Annotated in this window: 1 protein-coding gene; it reads right to left on the bottom strand. The window is 68.9% G+C overall.

The window, feature by feature from the left end:
• Positions 1-931 (bottom strand): ABC transporter permease (locus HX774_RS19270; RefSeq protein ID WP_178829016.1); only part of this gene is annotated, 931 nt, incomplete at its 3' end.
• Between the last annotated feature and the right edge of the window lie 59 nt (positions 932-990).

Raw genomic sequence — 990 nt, 5'->3', positions numbered from 1 at the left:
CGGCGACGACCAAGGCGGCGGCCTGGATTACGGGGAAGTCGAGTTGCAGGGCGGATTGCACGAGGAGCCGGCCGAGGCCTGGCCAGGCAAAGATGGTTTCGATCACGACCCCGCCGCCGACCAGCGCCGCGAACTGGGCCCCTACAAGCGCCACGGCGCCGAGAAGGGCATTCGGCAGGACGTGTCGCCAGAGTATTTCGCCGGGGGCGGCGCCGGCGGCGCGGGCCGCGCGAACAAAATCCTCATGCATCATGTTGCCGACGTTTACGGCGATGACCCTGGCGAGCTTGGGCGCCAGGAAGACGCTGAGAGACAGGGACGGCAGAACCCACGTCTCGGGTCCGCCGAAGCCCAACGCCGGAAGCCAGCCGGCCTGGATGGCGAATATCTGGATGAGAACGAGCGCCGCCAGAAAGCCCGGCGTCCCTTGCAGGAGATAGACGACGCCGGCCGCCAATCGTTGCGGGAGACGCTGGGGGGCGGAGCCGAGCCAGGCCCCGAGAGGGACCGCGATCATGAGCGTCGCGCCCATCGCCAAGCCGGCCAGGAGGAGCGTGGCGGGCACCGCCTGGAGGACCATGTCCATGGCGGGCTCGCCGCTTGACAGCGACCGGCCGAAATCGCCCCGCGCCAAGGCGGCGAGGAAGCGGAGATATTGCACCACCATCCCTTGGTCGAAGCCGTACTGAACCCGGATAGCGGCGAGATCTTCCGGAGTAGCGTCCTCGCCCGCCAGAGTTGCGAGCGGATCGCCCGTCGCACGGAGGAGGAAGAAGAGCAGCGTCGACAGGCCAACCAGGAGAAGGGCCAGATCCAGGCTTCGCCGCCCCAGGGTTCGACCCAGGGCGGCTAGTCGTTGCGACGCTGACCTGCGCTTCGCCGTCGCCTCCTCCGCGCCGACGTCGGGGGTCTGACCAGAGTGTCGCGTCATTCCTTCGCCTACCCGCCCCAGCGGTAGCGGAGGCTGAGACCCCACATGCGGGGGGCGCC

Origin of the sequence: Brevundimonas sp. P7753, assembly GCF_013386595.1 — a bacterium.
GTDB classification, from domain to species: domain Bacteria; phylum Pseudomonadota; class Alphaproteobacteria; order Caulobacterales; family Caulobacteraceae; genus Brevundimonas; species Brevundimonas bullata.
This window is presented reverse-complemented; position numbering and strand designations above follow the sequence as displayed.